The sequence below is a fragment of the Streptosporangium vulgare genome, assembly GCF_042428775.1.
Lineage (GTDB): Bacteria > Actinomycetota > Actinomycetes > Streptosporangiales > Streptosporangiaceae > Streptosporangium > Streptosporangium vulgare.
Window position 1 is genome coordinate 135,109 of sequence record NZ_JBHMBS010000013.1, and the last position, 15,201, is coordinate 150,309.

The 15,201-nt window shown below is 70.9% G+C and carries 10 protein-coding genes; 7 read left to right on the top strand and 3 right to left on the bottom strand.

The annotated features are described in order from the left end of the window. Positions 1 to 8: 8 nt before the first annotated feature. Positions 9 to 1,025, top strand: coding sequence for an ATP-binding protein (locus tag ACFFRH_RS26300; protein ID WP_344746228.1), 1,017 nt, complete (start codon positions 9 to 11; stop codon positions 1,023 to 1,025). Positions 1,026 to 1,086: 61 nt separating this feature from the next. Here ACFFRH_RS26300 and ACFFRH_RS26305 read toward each other — a convergent pair whose 3' ends face one another. Beyond that, a complete protein-coding gene (locus tag ACFFRH_RS26305; RefSeq protein ID WP_344746227.1) occupies positions 1,087 to 2,484 on the bottom strand; it encodes a cation:proton antiporter domain-containing protein in 1,398 nt (465 codons plus the stop codon). A 311-nt stretch (positions 2,485 to 2,795) separates the two neighbouring features. On the opposite strand from ACFFRH_RS26305, the gene ACFFRH_RS26310 reads away from it, so the two are divergent. The 3 genes from ACFFRH_RS26310 to ACFFRH_RS26320 are packed head-to-tail and all read left to right on the top strand — an operon-like array spanning position 2,796 to position 6,111. Further along, positions 2,796 to 3,512 (top strand): LmbU family transcriptional regulator, encoded by a 717-nt coding sequence (locus ACFFRH_RS26310; protein WP_344746226.1) that lies wholly within the window; start codon positions 2,796 to 2,798, stop codon positions 3,510 to 3,512. A gap of 14 nt (positions 3,513 to 3,526) precedes the next feature. Then, entirely contained in the window at positions 3,527 to 5,359 is a 1,833-nt protein-coding gene (locus ACFFRH_RS26315; RefSeq protein ID WP_344746225.1) for a non-ribosomal peptide synthetase, read from the top strand. Then, positions 5,356 to 6,111 carry a thioesterase II family protein gene (locus ACFFRH_RS26320; RefSeq protein ID WP_344746224.1) on the top strand — a complete coding sequence of 252 codons (756 nt, stop codon included), beginning with the start codon at positions 5,356 to 5,358 and terminating at the stop codon, positions 6,109 to 6,111. Before ACFFRH_RS26315 ends, ACFFRH_RS26320 begins: the two co-directional genes overlap by 4 nt. A gap of 21 nt (positions 6,112 to 6,132) precedes the next feature. Here the strand turns inward: ACFFRH_RS26320 and ACFFRH_RS26325 are convergent, their stop codons facing one another. After that, entirely contained in the window at positions 6,133 to 7,491 is a 1,359-nt protein-coding gene (locus tag ACFFRH_RS26325) for an MFS transporter (protein ID WP_344746223.1), read from the bottom strand. Between the two features lie 121 nt (positions 7,492 to 7,612). Between ACFFRH_RS26325 and ACFFRH_RS26330 the strand changes: the two genes are divergently transcribed. Genes ACFFRH_RS26330 through ACFFRH_RS26340 form a run of 3 tightly spaced genes read left to right on the top strand, consistent with a single transcriptional unit; the run spans position 7,613 to position 12,993 of the window. Then, positions 7,613 to 8,371 carry an FkbM family methyltransferase gene (locus ACFFRH_RS26330; protein ID WP_344746222.1) on the top strand — a complete coding sequence of 253 codons (759 nt, stop codon included), beginning with the start codon at positions 7,613 to 7,615 and terminating at the stop codon, positions 8,369 to 8,371. Next, positions 8,368 to 9,600 carry a cytochrome P450 gene (locus tag ACFFRH_RS26335; RefSeq protein WP_344746221.1) on the top strand — a complete coding sequence of 411 codons (1,233 nt, stop codon included), beginning with the start codon at positions 8,368 to 8,370 and terminating at the stop codon, positions 9,598 to 9,600. The genes ACFFRH_RS26330 and ACFFRH_RS26335 overlap by 4 nt, the downstream gene beginning before the upstream one ends. A 12-nt stretch (positions 9,601 to 9,612) precedes the next feature. Then, on the top strand, positions 9,613 to 12,993 hold the full coding sequence (locus ACFFRH_RS26340; protein ID WP_386160300.1) for a non-ribosomal peptide synthetase: 3,381 nt from the start codon (positions 9,613 to 9,615) through the stop codon (positions 12,991 to 12,993). A 243-nt stretch (positions 12,994 to 13,236) separates the two neighbouring features. Here ACFFRH_RS26340 and ACFFRH_RS26345 read toward each other — a convergent pair whose 3' ends face one another. Next, positions 13,237 to 15,174: a B12-binding domain-containing radical SAM protein gene (locus ACFFRH_RS26345; RefSeq protein ID WP_344746218.1), complete on the bottom strand. Its 1,938-nt coding sequence runs from the start codon at positions 15,172 to 15,174 to the stop codon at positions 13,237 to 13,239. Positions 15,175 to 15,201 lie beyond the last annotated feature (27 nt).

Consider the following 15,201-nt stretch of genomic DNA (forward strand, 5'->3'; position numbering starts at 1 on the left):
GCCGACAAATGTCTCCCGTCATCCACGCCGTCGCCCCCACCAGCCTGGAGAGCTGGTTCGGCCATTTCGTCGACCTCGGCCCACAGGACCGGATCGTCTTCACCGGCGAGGACCACCACGTCGACGTGTCCCCGCTGCTCGACGCGATCGGCCGGACGCCGCGCGCGACGGTGATCTTCCACTCCAGCCACACGACGCTCGGCCGCGACCAGCTGCTGGCCTTCCGGCTCCGCGAGCTCGGCCACCAGGCCGAGTGCCAGTCGCGGCTGTGCGCCTCGCTGGGCAGCGACAAGATCCTGATGAAGGAGTTCTTCGACCGCTACCGCCTGGTCTCGCCGCCGTGGGCGCGGGCCGGCGAACCGCTTCCCGCAGCCGGTCCCGACACCCCCGTGGTCATCAAGGACCGGCACGGCACGCAGAGCGTCGGCACCCGGCTGGCCCGCGCGGGCGAGTGCCACCTCGCCCCCAACGAGATGAGCGAGCTGTACGTCGACGGGATCGAGTACTCGGTGCTGATCTACCGCGACGAGCACGGCACGGCGACGTTCCCACCGGTCTGGAAGGGGGCGACCTCACCGGACCTGGTCCCGCCGTGGCAGCGGCTGCGGCTGTGCCCCAGCCCGGCGCTCGGCGGCGCCTGGGAGCGCAAGCTGCGGGCCGTCGGCAAGCGGCTCGCCGACCTGGCCGAGGCGCACGGCTACCTGGAGGTGGAGTTCCTGCTGACCCGCAGCGGCGAAGTGCACCTGCTGGAGATCAACCCCCGGGTGTCGGGCACCATGCGGCTGGCCGCGATGGCGACCCGGCTGCCGATCTTCTCCCTGCACGCCCGGCCCGAGCTGCGCGACCATCTCTGCGCGGCCCGCTTCAGCGGCGAGGTCCCCTACAGCGGCGACCCGATCACCGACGCCGACGGCGAGGTGTTCGCCACCTCCCGGCTCACCGTCGCCGGGGAGAGCCCCGCCGAGGTCCGCGCCAAGCTGCGCGAGCTGGGCGCCGCGCCCCAGGCGCTGCCCCGCGCCTCCTGACCCGTGTGCTTCCGGGAACCCCGGCCCCGTCCTCCGGGAACCCGGTTCCCCGTTTCCCCGCTCAGGCGGATCGGCGCACCGCCCCCGCCCCCTCGGGCTTTCCCGGCTCGCCGGGCAGCCCGTCCCGCGCCTCCCCGTCGCGCCGCGCGTCCCACCGGTCCAGCAACCCCAGCAGGGGCGCGGTCGCGGCCGTGGAGACCAGCGCGACGATCACCAGCATCGTGAACAGCACCTGGGTGATGATGCCGAGGCTGAGGCCGATGCTCAGGATGACCAGCTCGGTCACCCCCCGGCAGTTCATCAGCACCCCGAGCCGCACGGCCTCCCGCCCCGGCACGCCCATCGGCCTGGCGATGACCAGCACCCCGCCGACCTTGCCCGCCACGGCGACGACGAGGATCAGCAGGCACCAGCTCCACATGGTCAGGTCCTGGCTGAGCAGCCCGATCTGGGTGTTGAGCCCGACGAAGGCGAAGAAGGGCGGCAGCAGGAAGGAGGTGGTGAAGTCCTGGGTGCGCTCGCGGACCCGCCGCAGCCGCACGTCGCCGTCACGCGGGAACAGGGCGCCGAACAGGAACGCGCCGAAGATCAGGTGGATGCCGATCAGCTCGGTCAGCAGCCCGGAGACGAGCAGCCCGACGATGACGATGGGCAGCGTCGCCTCCTGCGAGAGCCCCCGGCGCAGCAGCCGGGTCAGCAGCGGCCGTACCACCCCGACCATGACGGCGGCGAAGGCGACGGTCAGGCCGAGCGTGCGCAGCGCCTCGGCGGGTGAGGAGCCCTTGGCCATGGTGACCGCCACGGCGAGCAGCAGCCACGCGGTCACGTCGGCGATGGCGGCGCAGGTGACGGTGAGCGCCCCGGTCGGGGTGTGGAAGAGCCCGCGTTCCAGCAGGATCCTGGCGAGCACGGGGAACGCGGTGACGCTCAGCGCGGCGCCGACGAACAGCGCGAAGACCGGGAACTCGACGGACGCGGTCGCCAGCGGCGTGTAGATCAGCAGGGCCAGCGCGACCCCGAGCGCGAACGGGATCGCCACGCTCGCCTGGCCGCAGAGCACCGCGATCCTGCCCCGCCCGCGCAGCAGGTCGCCGCGCAGCTCCAGCCCGACCAGGAACATGAAGAAGGCGAGCCCGAACTGGGCCAGCAGGTTCAGGTACGGCATGACCGCGCTGGGGAACAGCGCGCCATAGGCCTCGGGCCACACGGCGCCGAGCAGCGAGGGGCCGAGCACGATGCCCGCGGCCATCTCCCCGATCACGCGGGGCTGGCCCAGCCCGCGCAGGACGGCCCCGCCGAGATGTGCCAGCGCGACGACCACCGTGATCGACAACAGCAGCAGGGGCGTGGCGGGCACCGCCTCCTGCCGTCCCGGCTCCACCGAGGGCACCGGGACGGGACCGGTGGCCGTCCCCGGGTCGAGCGCCAGCATCAGCAGCGCCAGCACGGAGGGCAGCACGACAGCGAGACCGTAAGCGACCAGAGAACGACACAACGTGCGCTTATTCGCGGACCGAAACCTTGGATACGTCATGGATCGATTCCATTTCCGAGAGGTTGAATTCCGAACCGGCGCGTATATCACAGAGCAAAAAAAATTGCCAAGCTGATTGGAGACTCAGCAGGTCAACGGCTCGACCCCGTCTTTCCGTTGTACCTCAGGAAGAACAAACGAAAATTACCCATGATCGAAAGTGCGCTTTCCGAAACGGCGGGTAAGGGATCGGCCTGACTCACTCCAAGTGCACAGAAATCCGGAGGAACAGTCGCATGCAGGTGCTCTCCCCCAACCGAGAGGCGAACCGCCAAGCCCCGCCGTCCAGTGATGAGAGGCCCCCCGTCCCGGCCCCGCGCCGTACCCCTTCCCAGGGCTCCAAGCTGGCCCTGGACGCGTCTGCCAAGCCGCGGCGAACCGGGCTCCAGCTCCCGTCGAGTCTCCCCTTCGACACCTGGCGGCGGATCGGCCACCAGATCTCCCTCATCGCCGACTCCTCCGCCTGGTGGCTCGGCGACTGGCTGGTCTACGGCGAAACCGAATACACCGACCGTTACAAGAGAGCGGTCGAGGAGAGCTCCCTCGATATCCAGACCCTCCGCAATTACGCCTGGGTCGCGCGGCGATTCCCGGTATCCCGCCGGCGGGATAAGCTCAGCCTTCAGCACCACGCCGAAGTGGCCGCGCTTCCCGAACACGAGCAGATGCTCTGGCTCGACCGCGCCGAGCGCTTCAACTGGTCCAGAAACCGGCTCCGCAGCCAGATCAAGGCACACCGCACCGCCGCCCTGTCGGCCTCCGGCCGTGCCGCGGAGGCCGCCAAGGAGAAGGCCGTCATCCACATCGACGTACCGGTCGACCAGGAACAGTCGTGGCGTGACGCGGCCCGCCGGATGAACCGCAGCGTGGAGGAGTGGGCGCGGCTCATCCTCAACCAGGTCGCCACCGGCGAGATCCCCGCCCGTGGGATCCACGACGCCAAGGCCGGGTGAGGAACGGAGGACAGGTGGACACCGTCCACACGCTGTTCGAGAGAAAGGCGTCCGAGGTACCGGACAGGACGGCCCTGGTTTCCGGGGCCGTCCTGTTCACATATCGGGACCTCGACGCTCGTGCCAACGGCCTCGCCCGCTCGCTCCTGCGACGCGGCGTCGGCCCCGAGACCCTGGTCCCCCTGCGGCTGGACCGCTCTCCCGACCTGCTCGTCGCGCTGCTCGCCGTCTGCAAGGCGGGCGGCGCGGCGGTGCTGCTCGACCCCGGCTGGCCCGAGGACCGGGTCGCCGCCGTCCTCGACGGCGCTCCCGTGGTGATCGACGGTCCCCTCGACGCCCTCGGCGCCGAACCCTCCGCCGAGGGACCCGGCGTCGCCGTGCACGGGGACCAGCTCGCGTACGCGGTGCACACCTCCGGGTCGACGGGACGGCCCAAGCTCGTCGGGGTGACCCACCGGGCGATCGCCCACCGCGTCGCCACCCACGCCGAGGCGTACCGCATCACCCCCGCGGACCGCTCCAGCTGGCTGGCCCCACCGGCCTCGTCGGTCTCGGTGGTGGAGCTGTGGCCGTACCTCTGCTCCGGCGCGAGCGTGCACGTCGCCGACGCGGCGACCGCGGGCTCGCCGCCGGAGCTGCGCGACTGGATGGTCGCCTCCGGCATCACCCGCGCGTACGTGAACATGCCGCTCGCCGAACTGCTGTACGGCCTGCCGTGGCCGGCGGAGACGGCGCTGCGGCTCATGACGGTCGGCAGCGACGCGGTGCGCGTGTGGCCCTCGCCCGGCCTGCCGTTCGAGGTCGCGGTGGAGTACGGCTCCGCGGAGGCCAACGGCGTGACGAGCTGCCTGGTCCCGCTGGAAGACCGCTGCACCTCGGTCACGGCCGACGAGACCGCCAGGCGCACCCGGCCCCCGATCGGGCGTGCCTGGCCCGGCGTCGGCGTCCCCGTCCTCACCTCCGGGCTGGAGCCGGTCGCGGCGGGCGAGGTCGGCGAGCTGTTCGTGTCCGGGCCCGAGCTGGCCCGGGGCTACCTGGGCGAACCGGCCCGCACCGCCGAACGTTTCCTGCCCGACCCCTCGGGCGGGGGCGGCCGCGTCTACCGGACCGGCGACCTCGTACGGGAGCGGCCGGACGGGCGGCTGGAGCACCACGGCCGCGTCGACCAGCAGGTCAAGATCCGTGGCCACCGGGTGGAGCCCGCGGAGGTGGAGGCGGTGCTCCTGCGGCACCCCGCGGTGCGCGAGTGCGTGGTGACGGGCGTGCCGGGCCCCGGCGGCGACCTGAGGCTGTGCGCCTACGTCGTCTACGCCGTCACCGCGGAAGGCATCCCGGAAGACGTCACGGAAAGCACCCCGGACGGCGTCACGGACGGCACCGGAAACGGCGTCGCCCACAGCAGCGGAAACGGCTTCGCGAACGGCTTCGCGAACGAGAGCGGGGAGCTGCGCGCCTTCGCCGCGGCCCGGCTGCCCGGTCCGATGGTGCCGACCGTCTGGACCCCGATGGAGCGGCTGCCGCTGAACTCCAGCAACAAGGTGGACCGCCGCGCGCTGCCCCCGCCCTCGTGGGGCGATCCCCGGGGCGACGGCGGGCGCGCGGAGGACGCGGAGGGCGACGACCCCGTGACCGCGGGAGTGCTGGAGCTGTGGGAGCAGGAGCTCGGGGCGCGCGGCGCGCTGGGCGACCACTTCATCCGCTCCGGCGGCGACTCCCTGTCGGCCACCCGCCTCGTCGATCGGATCGGCAGCCGCTACGGCGTGCGGATCCGGCTGCGCGACTTCCTGCGGGCGCCGACCCCAGAGACCCTCATCCGGAACATCAGGGCGGAAGGAAGGACGACATGACCGAGAGGAAGCGAAGGAGGAGCCGCCCCACGTGGCTGCTGCGCACCCCCGACCCCGAGGCGCGGGCCAGGCTGTGGTGCCTGCCGTACCCGGGGTCGGGGGCGTCGATGTACCACGGGTGGCCGGCCGAGGTGGACGGGATCGAGCTGTGCCCCGTGCAGCTGCCCGGCAGGGAGAACCGGCTGCGCGAGCCGTTGTTCGAGAGTTACGCGGCCGTCGCCGCCGAGATGCTGGAGGGCCTGGAGCCCTACCTGGACCGGCCGTTCGGCTTCATCAGCCACTGCGGCACGGTCTTCATCGGCTACGAGGCGACGCTGCTGCTCATGGAGCGCGGCGGGCCGCTGCCCGCCCACCTGTTCGCCTCGTCGATGGTCCCGCCGCACCGGGCCTCGTGGCCGAGCATCCTCAAGCTCGACGAGGAGCAGGTGGGCGCGCTGGTGTCGGACCTCATGCGGGCGCGCGGCGCGGAGCCGCTGCCCGAGCTGGTGGACATGGCCGCGGACGTCATGCGCGCCGACGTGGCCGCCTACGGCCGCTTCGACAAGACCGACCCGGTGGAGCTGCCGTGCCCCATCACCGCGATCGGCTGGGCGGGCGACACGCAGATCCCCCCGGAGCAGATGGGCGGCTGGGAGTCCTACGGCGAGGCCCGCTACACCGTGCTGGACGGCGGGCACTGGAGTTACCTCCAGGCGCCCGCCGCCCTGCTGGACGAGATATCGCGGAGCATGTCCGCGCGTGTCCCGGGCTGAGCCGGTTGATCTCAGATGTTCTCAGGCATCCTTGCCGTCCGCGCGCCCGCCGGGTCCATCGGCCTCGGCGGGCTCCGGGTCGTCCCGCAGGAGCTCGGCGTCCTCCAGCCTGCGCAGGTTCGGCACCGGCGACAGGAACAGCAGGATGATCCAGGGCAGCAGGAACGCGGAGCCGACGTAGATGGCGGGCTTGACGCCGATCAGCTCGCCCAGCACCCCGGCCAGCATCGCGGCCAGCGGCAGGATGCCGAGGTAGACCGCGCGGCTCGCGCCGATGACCCGGCCCCGCAGGTGGTTGGGGATCACGTACTGGAAGAGCGTGAGCTGGCCGATGTTGCCGGCCACCACGCCGAACACCGTGACGAACCAGATGATCGAGAACAGGGTGATCTGCAGCCACTGCGGACCGGCCACGAACGGCGTGAAGCACAGCACCCGGAACGCGATCAGGGCGGTCATGATGCCGCGTCCGTAGCCGACCTTCTCGAACAGCTTGCTCGCGAAGACGGCCCCGACGACACCGCCGATGCTGCCCACGGCGTAGATGAAGCCGATCCAGGTGCCCGACATGCCGAGCTCCCTGGCCGCGTACAGGATGAACAGGGTCAGGATCATCATCGACCCGAAGTTCGCCCCGGCGGAGTTGAGGATCAGCGGCCGGGCGTAGTCGTTGCGGTAGGTGACCCTCAGGCCGTGCTTGATGTCGTGGAGCATCGCCGCGACCGCGCCGCGGCCCTCGCTGCTGCGGCGCTCGACGGGCGGCTCGACGTGGCGGATGCGCGACAGCGCGAAGGCGGAGACGAGGAAGGAGATCGCGTCTCCGAGCATCACGTACGCCGGCCGGAACAGGTCGATGAGCACGCCTCCGGCGCTGGAGCCCGCGATGGCGCCCACCGACTCGGTCGCCGCCATCCGGCTGTTGCCGGCGACCAGCTGCTCCTCGCTCAGCAGGGTCGGCATGTAGGCGGCGTAGGCGATCTCGAAGACCACCGAGAGGCCGCCGACCACCACCGCGACCACGTAGAGCACCCACATGTCCATGAAGCCGGCGAAGGCCGCGATCGGGATGAGGGCCACGACCACGGCACGCCCGATGTCGGAACCGACCATCAGCGGCCTGCGACGGTAGCGGTCGATGAGCACGCCGGCGATCAGCGTCAGCAGAAGCGCGGCGATCGTGCGCATGGTGTTGAGCAGGCCGACCTCGAAGGAGCTCGCCTGCAGCATGAGGATCGCGGTCAGCGGGAGGGCCAGGGTGGTCAGCTCGGAGCCGAGGACCGAGATCGACTGACCGGCCCAGAGCCGGTTGAAGTCGGGGTTCCGCCAGAGAGAGGGCGGCTTTTCCTCCGGCGCCCTGACTTCCGCTCTCTGAGTGTCCATAAGATCATTCCGTCCTTGTCGGGTTTCACCTCTGGTTGACTGGAATAAGGTTTTTGTTAAGGGTGATGATATGCGAAATCATACGAGAGACACACTGGAAAACAATCAGCGGGTCCGTCAGATGACGCTCCCCGACGGCCATGTGGTATTTCAGCTCAATCCCGCCGAGACCAGCCTGCAGTATCGCAGTATCGTGGGCGACAGAAGCTACTTCAGACATGACGTGCGCCTTGAGCCGGGAATGACGGTGTTCGATGTGGGGGCTAACATCGGAATCGCGGCCCTGGCGTTTCATTGGGAATGTCCGGGCACGCGCATTCTCGCCTTCGAGCCCGCCAGGCCGCTTTACGACGCGCTGTGCGCGAATCTGTCCGCCCACGGCCTGAACGCCAAGGCGTTCGACTGCGCGCTCTCCCATACCCCGGGGACGGCGGTTCTCACCGTCTACCCGGAGACCACCGCGATGTCGGGGATGTACACCGACGTCGACCACGACGCCGAGGTGACCAGGACGTTCCTCGCCAACAGCGGTTTCGCCCCCGAGGACGTGACCGACATGGCCGAGGGAAGGCACGTCACGGAGAAGCAGGAGTGCCAGGTGCGGACGATCTCCGAGGTGATGGCCACCGAGGGCGTGGACCGCATCGGACTGCTGAAAATCAACGTCGAGAAAGCCGAATGCGATGTCCTGGACGGAATCGCTCCCGGCGACTGGGAGGCGGTCGACCAAATCGTCATGCAGGTCCACGACATCGACGGCAGGCTCGCGTCCGTGCGCGACGATCTCACCGGTCGTGGATTCCAGGTCGACATCGGCCAGGACCCCCTGTTGAAGGACACCGACATCTTCGACGTGTACGCACGGAGGAATTCCCCATGACAGTTGACACGACCGTGAATCTCAACGAGCTGGATCTGGCGGATCCGGACATCTACACGGCCGCCGACTCCGGCCTCGGCGTCCTGCATTACCTGCAGGAGCACCAGCCGATGTTCTGGAACAAGAGATCGGAGGGGCCGAGTTTCTGGGCTTTCACCAAATACGCGGACGGCGTCGCCGTCTATCTCGACAAGACGAATTTCACCTCCGAGCGGGGCATGCAGGTCGGGCAGACCGAGTCCGCCGCCCGCGCCGCCGCCGGCAAGATGCTGATCGTCACCGACGGCCGCCACAGCCAGCTGCGCGACGTGATGAACCCCGCGCTCACCCCCCGGGTGGTCCGCCGCCTGGAGGGCGCGATGCGCGAGACGGTCGGCGGGATGCTGGAGGAGAACGCCCAGAAGGACTCCTTCGACTTCGTCGACACGGTGGCGGGCAGGCTCCCGCTCTCGGTCATCTGCGAGCTGCTGGGCGTGCCCCGCGCCGACTGGGACCTGATGATCCAGTGGACGCGCACCGCGTTCGGCTCCGCCACCTCCGACGACGTCATCTCCGACGCGGAGAAGGCCGAGGCGAACGCCAACATCTTCGCCTACTACGCCGACCTGCTCGCCGAGCGGCGCGGGAACCTCGGCGACGACGTGATCAGCGTGCTGATCCGCGGCCAGATCGACGGGACGCCCCTCACCGACGAGGAGATCCTGCTCAACATCAACGGCCTCATCACCGGGGGCAACGAGACGACCAGGCACGCCTCGGCGGGGGCCGTCATCGCCCTGGTGGAGAACCCCGACGAGTGGCGGCGGCTGCGCGAGGACCCCTCGCTCATCCCGACCGCCGTGGAGGAGGTGCTGCGCTGGACCGCCCCCAGCCTCAACGTCATGCGCACCGCGCTGCGCGACACGCGGATCGGGGACCAGACCATCCGGGCCGGTGAACGGGTCAGCGTGTGGCACCCGGCCGTCAACCGCGACGAGGACGCCTTCCCCGACGCGCGCCGCTTCGACGTCGGGCGCACCCCCAACAAGCACCTCACGTTCGGCCTCGGCAAGCACCTGTGCATCGGCGCGGCGCTGGCCAGGTTCGAGCTGCGCGTGCTGCTGGAGGAACTGACCGGCCGGGTGGCCCGCATGGAGCTCACCGGGCCGGTCAAGCGGCTGCGCTCGAACCTCATGTGGGGCGTCGACCGCGTCCCCGTCCACCTCGAACTCGACCACGCCGGGCACTGATTGGAGCACCCCATGCCGGACAGTAAGACTTCGCTGTCGCCGACACAGGAGAGCCGGTGGAGGTCCTACCGGGCGAAAACCGCCGGTGACCACACCGACCAGGTCACGCTCGCGGCGCGGCTGCGCGGCCCCCTGGACGAGAAGGCCCTGGCCGCCGCGCTGGAACACGTGCTGGACGCGCGTGAGGACCTGCGGCCGGCGTTGCCCGGCGACTCCGGCGCGACGCCTCGGCCCGTCACCGTCCCCGCGCCGGTGGAGCTGAGCAGGCACGACGCGAGCCGCCGCGAGGAGGCGCTGGCGCGGCTCGTCTCCGAGCAGGCCAACCGGGGCCTCGACCTCGCGTCCGGCCCGCCGGTCCGGGTCGCCCTGGCGCGGCTCGCCGACGACGACCACGCGCTCCTCGTGACCGCGCACCGGCTCGTCGCCGACGAGCACGTCCTGACGGGCCTCGCGGAGGAGATCTCCCAGGCGTACGAGGACGCGTTCGACGCGCCGGGCGCCGCGCTCGCGGCCTCCGACGGCCGCCCCTCCCCCGCCACCTCCAACGGCCAGCCCCCGAACGGCCAGGTCTCCAACGGCCAGGCCCTGAACAGCCAGGCTCACAACGGCCGCACCTCCGGCGGCGCCTCCGCGAACGGCCACGGCGGCTCCCCGGCCGCCTCCCCCGCCTCCCCCACTTCCACCGCCTCCCCCACTTCCACCGCCTCCACCGGGAACGGGAGTGACGGGGACGCCGCCGACCTCGCCTACTGGCGGGACCGGCTCGACGGCACGCCCCCCGCCCTCGACCTGCCCACCGACCGGGGCCGTCCCGCCGTGCCCGGCTTCACCGGAGCCCGGGTGACCTTCACCGTCCCGCCGGAGACGGCCGCGCGGGTCGAGGCCGTCGCGCGCGAGGTGGGACTCCCCGGCCAGACGGCCCAGACGGCCGAAGCGACCCAGGCGGCACGGGCGATGACGCTGTCCCGCTGGTCGGGCCGGGCCGAGACCGCGCCGGAGACCGGCGCCGACACCGAGGCCGTCACGCTGGCCGCGTGGGCGGTCGCGCTGTGCCGCTGGTCGGGCCAGGACGAGGTCGTGGTCGGCGTACCCGTGCCGGCCGGGGGGCGCGCTCCCGTGTTCCCGATCCGGATCGGCTGCGAGGGCGATCCCTCGTTCGCCTCCGTCGTCGCCCAGGTGCGCGACGCGCTGGACGAGGCGGCCGCGCACGGCTCCTACCCGGCGCACCGGCTCGCCGAGGAGCTGGAGCTGGACGCCTCCAGCGGCGTGCAGCCGCTCTACCAGGCGGAGTTCGCCCAGACGGCCCCGGCCTGGAGCGCGCTGCGGCTGCCGGGCGTGCGGACCTCGGAGCTGGTGGCCGGCCGCTTCCCGCTCGCCTCCGACATCGCGCTGGTCCTGGTGCCGGGCTCGCTCGACGGGGAGATCCGCTACGGGCTCGACCTGTTCGACGCGCCGGGCGCCAGGACCAGGGCCGAGCAGTACGTCACCCTGCTGTCCGACGCCGTGCGCGACCCCTCCCGGCCCATCTCGTCGCTGTCCCTGCTGGACGCGGAGCAGCTGCGGCTGGTGGTCGAGGAGTGGAACCGCACCGAGACCCCCTTCGACGAGGAGGCCGGCGTCGGGGCCCTGTTCGAGGCGCGCGCCGACGCCGCCCCGGACGCGCTCGCGGTGCTCGCCGGCGAGCGGCGGCTGACCTACCGGGAGCTGGACGAGCGTGCCAACCGGGTGGCCCACCGGCTGATCCGCGACGGGGTGCGGCCCGGCCACGTCGTCGGCTCGATGACCGGCCGTTCGGCCGAGGCGCTCGTCGCCTTCCTGGGCATCGTCAAGTCCGGCGGCGTCTACCTGCCGCTGGATCCGGCGCTGCCGCCCGACCGGCTGGGCTACATCCTCGACGACAGCGGGACCCGGCTCGTCCTCACCGGGGCCGAGCACGCGGGCCTGGTGCGCGACGACCGGGTGCGCACGATCGAGCTGGACGCCGAGTGGCGCACGATCGAGGCGGAGGAGCCGGGCACGAGGCCCGGCGTGACGCCCGCGCCCGACGCGCCCGCCTACGTCATCTACACCTCGGGCTCGACCGGCCGGCCCAAGGGCGTGGAGGTGCCGCACCGCGGCGTCAGCAACCTCGCCTCCGCCCTGTCGCGGGAGTTCTCCCTGACGCCCGACGACCGGGTGGCGCTGTTCGCCTCGCTCAGCTTCGACGCGTCGATCTGGGAGATCACGATGGCGCTGCTGAACGGGTCGGCGCTGTGCGTGCTGGACCCGGCGGCGATGACCCCGCAGGAGACGGCGAAGGCCATCAGCGACCAGGGGGTGACCGCGGCCACGTTCCCGCCGACGTTCCTCAGCACGCTCAAGGGTGACGAGCTGGGCACGGTCAGGCTCATGGTCGTCGCGGGCGAGCAGTGCCCGACCGGGCTGGTGCGGACCTGGGGGCCCGGCCGTACCTTCGTCAACGCCTACGGGCCGACGGAGACGACCGTGTGCGCCACGATGGGGGCCTGCGACCCCGCCGCCGCGTACGCGCCGCCGATCGGCCGGCCGCTGGCCAACTTCAGGACCTACGTGATGGACCGCTGGCTCAACCCGCTCCCCGCGGGCGTGCCCGGCGAGCTGTACGTCGGCGGCACCGGCCTCGCCCACGGCTACCGGGGCAAGCCGGGCCTGACCGCGCAGTCGTTCATGCCCGACCCGTACGGCCCTCCCGGCGCGCGCCTGTACCGGACCGGTGACCTGGTCCGCTACCTGCCGGACGGCCGGCTGCAGTACGTGGGCCGGGTGGACCACCAGGTGAAGATCCGCGGTTTCCGGGTGGAGCCGGCCGAGATCGAGGCCGCGATCACCCGCTACCCGGGGGTGCGCGAGGCGGTGGTCGTCGTGCGCGACGACCGGCTCGTCGCCTACGTCGTGCTGGACGACGCCTCCAGGATCATCGCCGACCGCAGCGGCCTCACCGGCGAGCTGCACCGGTTCCTGCAGGGGTCGCTGCCCGCGTACATGCTGCCCTCCTCGTACGTGACGCTGGACGCGATGCCGCTGACCTCCTCGGGCAAGGTGGACCGCCAGGCGCTGCCCGAGCCCGGCCTGGACGGCGGCGGGAACGGGGACGGCGACGACGACTTCGACGCGCCGCAGACCGAGACGGAGCAGACGATCGCCGCCATCTGGGCGGAGGTGCTGAAGCTCAAGCGGATCGCCCGCGAGGACGACTTCCTGGAGATCGGCGGCCACTCCCTGGTGGCCGCGCAGGTGATCACCCAGGTGCGGGAGACGTTCACGGTGAACGTGCCGATCCGGGTGCTGTTCGAGAACCCGGTGCTCGCCGACTTCGCCGAGGCGGTGGACGCCGCCATCGCCAAGGCCGAGGCCAAGGCGGGAGCGAAGGTCTGAGCGCGCCGAGCGCGCCTGGGCGCCCCTGAGCCCCTGCTCAGGGGCGGCGGGGCATCCCGCCGGGCGGGATGCCGCATGACGAGGGCCCGTGAGGATCATCCTCACGGGCCCTCGTCATGCGCGGCCCCGGTGTGCCTCCGGGGTGCGCCCCGGGACTCGCCCCGGCGGGCGGGGCGGGTTGTCCGGGGCGAGCGGCGGATGGGCGCCCCCGGCCGTTCCTCGCGGGCGGGCCGGACGGGTGGCTCAGCGCCGGCCCGGCAGCGCGGCGGACTCGGACTCCGGCCGCCAGGTGGGGAGGTACTCCCGCAGCCGCAGCACCATGCCTTGGCAGTAGGAGGCGTTGTGCTCCAGGCTGCGCTCCGGCATGAACGGCAGCTTGCGCCCGCGCGGGTGGTCGAGCTCCAGGCGGGTGAGGTTCTCCTGGCCCGCCTCCAGGCCGGTCACGTCGAGGTCGATGAGCAGGGCGGCCAGGTCGGCGGGCATGTCCACGACCGAGGTCGTCTTCCCCCGCGCCCCCGGGCGCGACTCGACGCGCAGCTCGGCGAAGTCGTAGCGGGGCGGCTTCGGCTTGGCCAGGTAGATGTAGGGTCTGGCCAGCAGGTCGAGCTCGAACGCGGCCCGTGCCTCGGCGTCCTCCCACCAGGACTGGGTGCGGGCGAAGTCGATCAGCAGCCCGTCGAACTCCTCGCGGTGCGAATGCAGGACGATGTGCGCGACCATCCCGAAATTGTGGAAGTCGTAGTTCCAGAGTTTCTCCACCGAATCGCGGAAGAAAGTCGCGACCTCGGTGTCGGTACGGCTCTCGAAATACGTCGCGGCGTCGGTGAAGAAGTCCTCGAACCTCCGGGTTCCCGACCTGTCCAGGTAATTGGCGAGATAATACAGGCCGCGCAGGTTGTAGAGCGAGTGGACGGCGTAGTAGAACCACGTGCCGCGCTCGCACTCCTCGCGGCTGACCCAGTTGGTGCCGACCACGACATCGGCCTCGGTGACATCACTGGGAACGCGTTCGACCTGCACGCCGAGAAGGTCGCGCTTGGCGTAGATCGAGGTGTTGTGAAGAAGGAGCTGCGGATAGACGATCAGGGTGTCGGCGCGCAGCCGGCACAATTCCGCGACCCCTTCCTTGTACGAGTCCAGGGTTTCTCCGGGAAGCGGCCAGATCAGCTCGATGTAGGAACTGATGCGCTTCTCCCTGAGCGTCCTCTGCAGCTCGGTGTAGGTCGCGGGCTTGATGTTCGAGCGGTCGACCAGTTCGAGGGTCCTGGAGCTCATCGACTGCAGGGAGATGGGCTGGCTGGTCAGCAGGCCGCCCTGCACCAGGATCTCGGTGATCTCGGCCATCCGGTCGGGCTTGTTCTTGGCCGCGGCCATCGAGACCATCACCGGGTAGCCGTTCTCCTCGCTGCACTCCACCAGGTGGCGGGTGAGCTCCACGTCGCGCGGGGCCATGCCCCAGTTGGCGTCGGCGATGAAGATCGACACGAAGTTGTTCTTGCTGATCCAGGTGATGTCGTCGCGGACCCGCTGGTCCTCGAACTTGTGCACCTTGTCGTTAGTCGCCGCGCCCCAGAAGCAGAAACCGCAGCTGAAGGGGCATCCGCGGTTGGTCTCCAGGATGGCCGTGGTGTACTTGCCCTCCTCGAAGACGCCGGAGGTGAAGGGCGAGGGCACCTCCATGAGGTCGCGCACCCGCTCGGCGGCCTCGGTGGTGACGAGCTCTCCCGAGCGCCAGAAGCTGACCCCGGGGACGTCCGCGAAGTCGGGGGTGTCGCTGAGGATCTGGCGCAGGTACTGCACCATCGTCTTCTCGCCCTCGCCGTTGCAGACGACGACGTTCTCCCTCTCGGGGGCGACGTACTCGTGGGCGTGCAGCATGACCTGCGGGCCGCCGAGGATGAACTGGGCCTGCGGGAGCCGCTCGTGCAGCGCGTCCAGCACGGCGCGCGCGAACCCGATGTTCCAGATGTAGCAACTGATGGCGTAGACGTCGCTGCGTTTGCCGAGGAGTTCTTCGATCACTTCCTCCCGGTCGGCGGACACCGGGGCGGAGTAGATCTCGAACTCACATCGCGGTCCCACCTCCGGGTCGTGCTGCGCGTAGGCCTGCATGTAACCGGAGGCGAGGGGCAGGATGGCCTCGAATGCAGACAGCTCGACGAATGTGACTTTGGTGTTCATGACGCTCGTCCCTGCGTAGTCTGAGTA